General features: G+C 62.9%; 9 protein-coding genes. 1 reads left to right on the top strand and 8 read right to left on the bottom strand.

What is annotated here, in order from left to right:
- Positions 1–107 precede the first annotated feature (107 nt).
- The 8 genes from ABYB95_RS11710 to ABYB95_RS11675 all read right to left on the bottom strand — a co-directional run bounded on the left by ABYB95_RS11710 (position 108) and on the right by ABYB95_RS11675 (position 7893).
- Entirely contained in the window at positions 108–809 is a 702-nt protein-coding gene (locus tag ABYB95_RS11710; RefSeq protein ID WP_372658710.1) for an ABC transporter ATP-binding protein, read from the bottom strand.
- A complete protein-coding gene (locus tag ABYB95_RS11705; RefSeq protein WP_372658709.1) occupies positions 802–1554 on the bottom strand; it encodes an ABC transporter ATP-binding protein in 753 nt (250 codons plus the stop codon). Before ABYB95_RS11705 ends, ABYB95_RS11710 begins: the two co-directional genes overlap by 8 nt.
- Positions 1551–2564 carry a branched-chain amino acid ABC transporter permease gene (locus ABYB95_RS11700; protein ID WP_372658707.1) on the bottom strand — a complete coding sequence of 338 codons (1014 nt, stop codon included), beginning with the start codon at positions 2562–2564 and terminating at the stop codon, positions 1551–1553. Before ABYB95_RS11700 ends, ABYB95_RS11705 begins: the two co-directional genes overlap by 4 nt.
- Positions 2565–2569: 5 nt before the next feature.
- Positions 2570–3430 (bottom strand): branched-chain amino acid ABC transporter permease, encoded by an 861-nt coding sequence (locus ABYB95_RS11695; protein WP_372658706.1) that lies wholly within the window; start codon positions 3428–3430, stop codon positions 2570–2572.
- A gap of 19 nt (positions 3431–3449) precedes the next feature.
- Positions 3450–4652 carry an ABC transporter substrate-binding protein gene (locus ABYB95_RS11690; RefSeq protein WP_372658705.1) on the bottom strand — a complete coding sequence of 401 codons (1203 nt, stop codon included), beginning with the start codon at positions 4650–4652 and terminating at the stop codon, positions 3450–3452.
- 111 nt (positions 4653–4763) lie between these two features.
- On the bottom strand, positions 4764–5645 hold the full coding sequence (locus ABYB95_RS11685) for a fumarylacetoacetate hydrolase family protein (RefSeq protein WP_372658704.1): 882 nt from the start codon (positions 5643–5645) through the stop codon (positions 4764–4766).
- Positions 5646–5659: 14 nt separating this feature from the next.
- On the bottom strand, positions 5660–6562 hold the full coding sequence (locus ABYB95_RS11680) for a VOC family protein (protein WP_372658703.1): 903 nt from the start codon (positions 6560–6562) through the stop codon (positions 5660–5662).
- A gap of 38 nt (positions 6563–6600) precedes the next feature.
- Positions 6601–7893, bottom strand: coding sequence for an aromatic ring-hydroxylating dioxygenase subunit alpha (locus ABYB95_RS11675; protein WP_372658701.1), 1293 nt, complete (start codon positions 7891–7893; stop codon positions 6601–6603).
- Positions 7894–8160: 267 nt separating this feature from the next.
- On the opposite strand from ABYB95_RS11675, the gene ABYB95_RS11670 reads away from it, so the two are divergent.
- Positions 8161–8830, top strand: a 670-nt coding sequence (locus ABYB95_RS11670; RefSeq protein ID WP_372658700.1) for a GntR family transcriptional regulator, incomplete at its 3' end; no start/stop codon positions are given.

Genomic DNA, 8830 nt, shown 5'->3' with positions numbered 1-8830 from the left:
GCGGCTTCGCGGTACAGAAACTCTTCGGCGTCCTGGCGCGTGATCGTTGTGGTCATGTTGGGCTTCCTTGCTTCCATCAGGGGGTTCAGGGGAAAACGGATCGGCGGCTACACGCCCAGGTGCTGGGCCAGCAGCTCGCCGTTGTTGCGCAGGTCTTTTGAATTCGAGCGTTCGGCGATGTCGCCCCGGCTCATCAGCAGCACCTCACCGCAGGTGTCGAACACGGTTTCCAGGCGCTGGTCCACCACGATGGCGGTCAGGCCGGTCTCGGCGAGCCGCTGGAACAAGCCCACCAGTTCGTCGACGATCTTGGGTGCGAGCCCTTCGGTGGGTTCGTCCAGCAGCAGCAACGAAGGTTGTGTGAGCAGCGCGCGTGCGATTGCCAGCATCTGCTGTTCACCACCGGAGAGCCCACCACCCGGCGCCTTGATGCGTTCGGCCAGGCGCGGGAACATGCCCAGCACATCGTCCAGGCTCCAGCGCTTTTCCCGCTGTGCGCCCAGGCGCTGCGCCAGCTGCAGGTTCTCCAGCACGGAGAGGCTGGCGAAGATGCCCTTGCGGTCGAGCACCAGCGAGATGCCCTGGCGCGACACCTGCATGGCGTCCTGACCGATGATGTTTTTTCCGCGGAATTGCACGGTGCCGGTCGACGGTTTGACCGCACCGGCCAGCGTCTTGAGCAGCGTGGTTTTGCCCACCCCGTTGCGACCAATGATGCCGACGAACGTGCCTTCGGGCACGGTGAAATCGATACCGCCCAGCACGGAAAAGCGCCCGTAGCCAGCGGTGAGTTGGCGCACCTCAAGCATGTGCCGCTCCTTTCAGGTAGGCGTGCTGCACACGGCTGTCTGCCTTCACGGCTTCGGGTGTGCCGTCTGCAATGACCTGCCCCCGCTCCAGCACCACGATGCGGTCGGCGATGCGGTCCACCACGCTCAGGTCGTGCTCCACGATCACCACGGTGAGGCCTTCCAGCAGTTCCATCATGAGATCCAGCACATGGGCGGTTTCGCTCGGGCTCATGCCGGCGGTGGGCTCGTCGAGCAGCACGATACGCGGCTGTGTGGCCAGTGTGATGGCGAGTTCCAGCTGGCGCTGCTCTCCATACGAGAGTTCCTCGGCCAGCGTGTCCACCGGACGGCGGATGTTGACGCGTTCCAGCATGCTGCAGGCCTGCTCGCGCAGCGCGGCGTCGGCGTCGATCGGTGCCCAGGGGTTCCAGTTGCGCGCCTGTTGCGTGGCCTGCAAGCCCAGGCGCACGTTCTGCAGCAGCGAAAGCTGCGGGAAGATATTGGTCTTCTGAAAGCTGCGTCCCACCCCGTGGCGCGCGCGTTTGCCGGCCGAGTCGCGGCTCACGTCGTGTCCATTGACAAGAATGCTACCTTCGCTGAGCGAGAGCCGACCGCTGACGAGATTGAGCAAGGTGGTCTTGCCGGCACCGTTGGGGCCGAGCAGTGCGCAGCGCTGCAAAGGCGGTATCGCCAGGTCCACGTTGTCCACGGCACGGAATTCACCGAAGCGCTTGCCCACCCCTTTGAGTTCGATGGTGTTCATCGCGTGGCCTCCTGCAGAGCAGTCGACGAACCGGCCTTGCGGCGGTTCACGCGATCGCCCACAATTTTCACCAGGCCTTGGGGTGCGAACAGCACGATACCGATGAAGGCGAGACCCACGAACAGGCGCCAGTGGTCGGTCAGCATCACAGCGTAGTGCGAGATGCCGATGAACACGCTGGCACCGACGATGGGCCCTGCCAGCGACGCGGTGCCGCCCAGGATGACCATCAGCAGCGCCTCGCCCGACATGGTCCAGAACAGCGCACCCGGCCCCACGTAGCCGAGCAACATGCCATTCATGTAGCCGGCGTAGCCGCCAATCACCCCGGAGATGACGAAGCCCACGAGCTTGTAGGCAAAGACCGGGTAGCCCAGCACCACCATGCGTTCTTCGTTCTCACGGATGCCGACCATCACCGAGCCCAGGTGCGAACGCTGCAGCACCCAGACCAGGAACACCGTGACCAAGAAAGCCAAGAGGCAGAAGTAATAAAAACCGGCATCGGTCCCCAGCGTCATGCCGCGCTCGCTCAGGAACTCGGGCAGCTTGGGCCGGGGCACGCCGGTAAGACCGTTGACGCCACCGGTCCAGCGGTCGTCCGCCACGGCGAGCACGTACAGCAGTTGCGAGAAGGTGAGCGTGATCATGGTGAACGCCACGTTCTTGGTCTTGAGCGCGATCAAGCCGATCAGCAACGCCACCACGGCAGAGGCCACCATGGTGAGCGCCAGCGAGCTCAGCAGATCGGGCGACACCTTCATCAGGAAGTTGGCGCCCAGGTAAGCGCCCAGCCCGAAGAAGGCGCTGAAGCCGAAATTCACCAAGCCCAGCAAGGCCAGTTGCACGTACAAACCCACGGCCATGATGGCGTAAATGAGAATGTCGGCCGTGAACTCGGTGCCCGAGCCGGAGGACAGCATGGGCACGGCCAGCAGGCCCACGAAGGTGGCCAGCAGCAGGCCGATCTGGGTCGATCGGCGCGCGAGCAAAGGGGTCGAGGTCGTCAAAGCGGTCATTCGGGTTTTCCCAACAGGCCATTCGGGCGGGCCAACAACACCAGACCGAGGATCACGTACATCACGGCGGGGGCGTAGCCGGCCATGAACACCTGGCCGATGGTCAGCCCGAAGCCGATCACCAGGCTCGCGAGCAGCGAACCCGTGACCGAACCCAGTCCACCCATCACCACCACGATCAGCGCAGAGATGAGCACGTCGTCGCCCATGCCCGGGAAGGCATTCACCAGCGGGATCGCCACAAAGCCGGCCATGCCCGCCACCGAGGCGCCGATCAGGAACACGACGCTGAACAGCTGGCGCACGTTCACGCCCAGCAGCTCGGCCGACTCGCGGTCGTCCACCGCCGCGCGGATCATCAGACCGAACGGCGTTTTCACCAGACCCCACAACAGCAGCCCGCTGAGCACACCACCAAAGGCGATCAGAAACAGCCGGTAGCTCTCGACCCAGGCCCCGGCGATCTGATAGGCCTCGCTCAGGTACTCGGGACGCGAGAGGCTGCGGATCTCGCCGCCCCAGATGATGCGAACCAGCTCGTCGAACACGAAGATGAGACCGAACGACACCAGCACCTGGGCAAACGGCCCACGCGAGTAGATGCGCTGGAACAGTGTGCGCTCGACCGTGAGGCCCACCAGCGCCGAGCCGATCGCAGCGCCCAGCAGACCCAGCACGAACGAGCCGGTCATCACGGAGACCTGCAGGCCCAGGAAGGCACCCACCATGTAGAAGGAGCCGTGCGCCATATTGATCACGCGCATCAGTCCAAAACACAGGGTGAGGCCAGCGGACACGATGAACAGCAGCAGGCCAGCCTGCAAGCCGTTGATCGCGTATTCGGTGAAGATTCCCATCAACGTGCTCGCTGTTCGTTTACCAGACCAACTTGCAGGAAGTGTCGGTGTCCTGGACCTTCTCGTAGGTCTGCAGGATTTCGTGCGCATAGCCTTCACCGCGCTTGACCACCTTCGTGATGTAGATGTTCTGGATCACGTTGCCGGTCTTCGGGTCGATCTTGAAGTAGCCGCGTGGGCTGTCGATGTCCGCATCCAGCATGGCTTGGCGCACCGCCTTCTTGTCGGTGAGGACGCCATTGAGTTTCTTGGTCGCCGCGATGATCAGGTTGGCCGAGTCGTAACCCTGCAGATCCACCGCTGCCGGCAGGCGGTTGTAGCGCTTGCGAAAAGCTTCCACGAAGGCCTTGTTGCGTGGCGTGTCCATGCTCACGACGTAGTGGCCCGCGCCGATCACCCCCAGTGCGTTGTCTTTCATGGCACCGAAGAAGAAGTCATCGGCATTGCTCTGCGGACCCATGTTCACCGGTTTGAGGTGGGCCTGGGCGTACTGGTTGACATAGTTCACCGTGCCGCTGCCGGGAATGAACGACCACACGGTATCGAGCTCGTCTTCTTTACCGCGCAAGCGGGTGAACACGTTGGCAAAATCGGCGGTGCCCATGGCCGGCCAGATTTCTTCCACCACGGTGCCGCCGTTTTTGGCAAAGCCCGCCTGGAACGCAGCGGCCATCTGCTTGCCGGCCACGAAATTCGAGGCCACCACCGCTGCGCGCTTGCCCACCTTGGCGCCGGCGTATTCGCCCAGCGGGTAGTTCCACTGCCAATTCGAGAACGAGGTGCGGATGATGTACGGGCTGCACAATTCGCGGGTCACCTCGTCGTTGCCGGCGTTGGCCACCAGCAAGAAGGTCTTGGACTGGTGCGCGTCTTCGCGAATCGCTTGCACGATGTGCGAGCCCACCGGGCCGACCAGAAAGTCCACCTTCTCGTCTTTGACCAGGCGGCGCACCAACTGCAGCGCCACGCGTGGGTCGTTTTTGTCGTCTTCACCGACGATCACGATCTTGCGGCCCGCCACGGAACCACCGGCCTCGTCCACCGCGAGCTTCACGCCATCGAGGATGGCGTTGCCGTAGATGCCCATGACCTGGGAGAAGGAAAGCACGGTGCCGATTTTGAGGTCTTCGGCCGCGCTGGCGCCGCCTGCGGCCGCCACAGCCAGCGCGATCAAACTCATGCGAAGGCCCTTGCGGGCTGGGGAAGAAATCCGTTGGTTCATTGCTGTCTCCTGTGGGGGCTGGCCCCGGTGAATGGTTGTGTTCTGTCTGAGCAGCCCGTTTGCGCGATCCGCCGGAAGGGGGCAAGACATTCCGGCGGCTTGTTTAAAAACTCAAGCCGCAGCACCCTCGTCCCGTATGGGATTGCTCAAGCTGCCCACGCCTTCGACGCTGACGGTGCAGAGGTCGCCGTGCTTCATCCACAGCGGGGGCTTGCGCCCCAGACCCACGCCCGATGGCGTGCCGGTCACGATGAGGTCGCCGGGCATCAAGGTCATGGCTTCGGACATGAGACTGATCTGCGTGGCGATGTCGAAAATCATGTCGGAGGTGGAGGCGTCCTGCACCGTATGGCCGTTGAGCACGGTGCGCAACCGCAGACCGCGTGCGCCCTCGGGTAGCTCGTCGGCCGTCACCAGCTCGGGGCCGAAGGCGCCTGTGGCATCGAAGTTCTTCCCCACCGTCCATTGCGGGCTCTTGAACTGGTAGTCGCGGATCGACGCGTCGTTGAACAGCGAGTAGGCAGCGACGTGAGACAGCGCATCGGCCATGGCGATGTGGCGGCCGCGGCGGCCGATCACGCAGACCAACTCGCCTTCAAAGTCGAACTGGTCGGAGCACAGCGGGCGGCGCAGCGCCTCGTTGTGCGCGACCAGCGAACCGGCCTGGCGCAAGAACACCACGGGGTATTTCGGTATCTCGTGTGGCGTGGGCGCTTCCTTGATGTGCTCGGCATAGTTCATGCCAATGCAGATGATCTTCTCGGGTGCCGGCACAGGCACCAGCCACTCCAGCCCGTCCACCGGGCGCACGGCAACAGCAGGCGCTTTTTCGACCGCGCGTTGCACGGCCTGCAGACCGGCGGCGCCCAGCGCCAGCAGCGCGTTCATGTCGCGTGGCAGATCGGGTGCGGCCAGGCGCAGATCGATCACCTCGTCACCGCGGCGAGCACCCAGGGTCGGGCCATCGGCGGTGCTGAATCTCAACAATTTCATGTCGGTTCCTGTGCTCAGAGTGCGTTGGTTTCGATCTCGCCCTTGCTGCCAAAGCCGGGCTTGGGCATGCCGCCCCAACTGTCGAGAATCTCGGGCTTCATGGGCAGCAGGCGAGCGGCACGCGGTTCGTTCTCCGGGAACTCCTCCATGCCAAAGCTGAATTCCGCGGTGAGCCCATCGGGATCGAGGAAGTAGAGAAAGATCGAGTTGGAAATGTCGTGGCGACCTGGCCCGTACACCAGCGGCACACCCGCCTTCAACATGCGGTTCATGCCACGGCCCACGTCGTCGACGTCGGTCACCATGAAGTTCACGTGGTGCAAGCCGTCCACCTCGCCCTGGCTCACGCCGAAGCTGTGGTGGTAGGGGTTGGGAAAGCAGCGCAGAAAAGAAACCTGATCGCCAAAGTGGTCCGACACCCGGAAATTCAGTTGTTCGGTCAGCGTGCGCAACACCGCGTCGCGGTTCGCGCAGCGCAGCACCACGTGGCCCAGGCGCTGGATCCGGCACACCGTGGCTTCGTAGTCGGACGGCGCGCGCTCCATGCGGGTGTAGAACTCGAAGGTGAGCGTGCTGTCCGGAATCTTGAAGCGCAAGGTCTTGCCCTGCTTGAGCTTTTTGGTCTCGTCGACCGGCACCTCGCGCAGGCTCCAGCCCTGCTGTTCGATGTGGCACTGGGCCAGCTCCAGATCGTTGTCGGACTCCATCTCGAACGCCATGCGTTTGATGCCGGGCACCTCGGCCCGGTACAGCACCAGGTTGTGGTGGTCCTGGCTGCAGCGCAGGAACGCGACGTTGTCGCCATGCCGCTCCTCGAGTTGCAGGCCGACCAGATCCCGGTAGAAGTGGATCGAGTTGTCGAGATTGGTGACGTTGAGCGCCACGTAGCCCGGTTTGCGGTAGCGGAAGGGTGCCATCTTGCTTGTCCTCTAGCGTTGAATGGGGGATGAACGCGTCAGCGCACGGTGACTGGATCGGCGTCCTGCCGGGCCTGCTGCAGCAGCTCGTGCCAACGGCGCCAGAACACGCGGATCTGGTGCTCATCGACGGTGGCCGGCTCGTCTTTTTTCATGCCGCGCGAGATATCGTTCCAGGCCGCTTCGCGTGCGTTGGAATAGCCGCGCTGGCATTGCTCCAGCATCTCCACGTCGTCGGGCGTGGCGAAGCCACCCGGGCCGAGGAATTCGAGGAAGCTGTGCAGGCGGTTCTTGCGCAACCAGCCCTGCTCTTCCGATGGGCCCATGGACCAGGCGGTGACCTCGTTGTAGTCGGGGGCCTTCGGGTAGAAGGTGCGCACCGTCAGCGACATCACGTCGATGATCAGCATGCTGGGGAAAATCAGCAGGTTGCGGCTGTGCTTGGCGATGCGGTTGGCACGCTCTTCGCCATGGCGATCCACCAGACGTTGGTAGCTCGCGTCGATCTCGGCCTTGCGCTCTTCACCCCAGGCGGGCACCCAGTTGGCCACCGGCCGGCCCCAGGGCGCGGTGTACTCCACCACCGCGTGCCCGTTGCCCAGGTCTTTTGCGAAGCCGATCACATTGCCCTGCGAAAGCACGCCATTCATGTTCTTCAGATAGTCGAAGTACGTGGCGTGCGTGGAAAGGGCGTGGTAGCCGTCGAAGCTGTTTTCCACCAACAGCTTCCAGTTCGCGCGGATCGCGTACTCCTGCGTGCCGCTCACGATCTCCATGCCCGCTTCGGACTGGTCGGCGATCAGGTCCAGGTACTCGGTGGCGCCGGCAAGATACTCGACGAGCGAGACCGCGTCCGGGTCGAAGCAGACGAACCAGAAGTCGCGATACATGGCCAGCTTCGGCACCTTGACCAAATCGGCGCAACCGCTCTTGGTGAAGCCCTCGACATAGGACTCGACGCCTGGCAGGTCGCGCATCTTGCCGTCGGCGCCAAACACCCAGCCGTGGTAGCTGCAGGTGAAATTTTTTGCACTGCCTTTGATTTCTCGGCACACGGTGGCGCCACGGTGCGGACACGAGTTCAGAAAGGCGTTCACCACGCCTGCTGCGTCGCGGTTGAAGATCAGGTTGCGACCGCCCACCGGGCGGGTCACGAACGAGCCCTTCTTTGGCAGCTCCGAGGTGTGGCCCAGATACAGCCAGCAGCGGTTGAAGATCTCGTCCCGCTCCGTCTGGAACACGCCCATGTCGGTGAACGACTGGCGGGCCACGCGGAACACGCCCGCCTCCTGGTTGGAGTCGATCAATTTGGAATAACCGGTGTTGCTCATGTTCTCTCCGAAAAATGCAGTCAGCTCAAAATAAACACAGACCGTTCTGTTTGTTTTTATTGAAAACAAAACCCGTGCAAATGGCCTTTGTGACCTCGCGCCGCGCTCGGCGCGTTTGCTTGGTGTGGAATGTCGGGTTCGGACCGGTCTAAGCTATAAGGCCTTGACCGACCGTTGTTGTACCGTCTTGCGTCAAGAAGTTATTTAGACGTTTTGTATATATTACGTAGAATACACTTCAAAAACACCCGTACAAACCCTAGCTTTATGAACACAGGTATCGACGCGTCCAAGACCACAACCCAGACCCGCAGTGCCTACGAGTACCTGCGCGGCGAGATCCTCGGCGGTCGTCTCCTGCCAGGCCACAAACTCGCGGTGGTGGCCCTGGCCGCGAATTGCGATGTCAGCCCTGGTGCGATCCGAGAAGCACTGGCCATGCTGGAAGCCGACGCGCTGGTGACCTCCTCTCCACAACGCGGCTTTCGCGTGAGCCCCACCTCGACCCGCGATCTCATGCACGTGTCGCAGGCGCGCATAGAGATCGAAAAGATCTGTCTGGCCGAAGCCATCGCCCATGGCGATCTGGCCTGGGAAAGCCGCGTCGTCGCCAGCTTCCACCACCTCAGCCGCCTGCCGATGCAGATCGAAGATCGACCACTCAACCCGGCCTGGATCGCCGCTCACGCCGCGTTTCACCGCTCCCTGGTGGCCGGTTGCACCAACCCTTGGCTGCTGAAAATGCACCAAATGCTGTACGAGCACACCGAGCGCTACCGACAACTCGCCGCGCCCTTGAAAAACCAAGCGCCGCGCGATGTGGCGACCGAGCACCAGACACTGCTCAACGCCGTATTGAGCAAGGACATCCCACTCGCACAGTCGCTCATCACCGCGCACCTGCAGACCACGGTGGACCTGCTGCTGAACACCCCGG

This window comes from Hydrogenophaga sp., from assembly GCF_041633695.1.
In the GTDB taxonomy this organism is placed as follows: Bacteria; Pseudomonadota; Gammaproteobacteria; order Burkholderiales; family Burkholderiaceae_C; genus Hydrogenophaga.
This window is presented reverse-complemented; position numbering and strand designations above follow the sequence as displayed.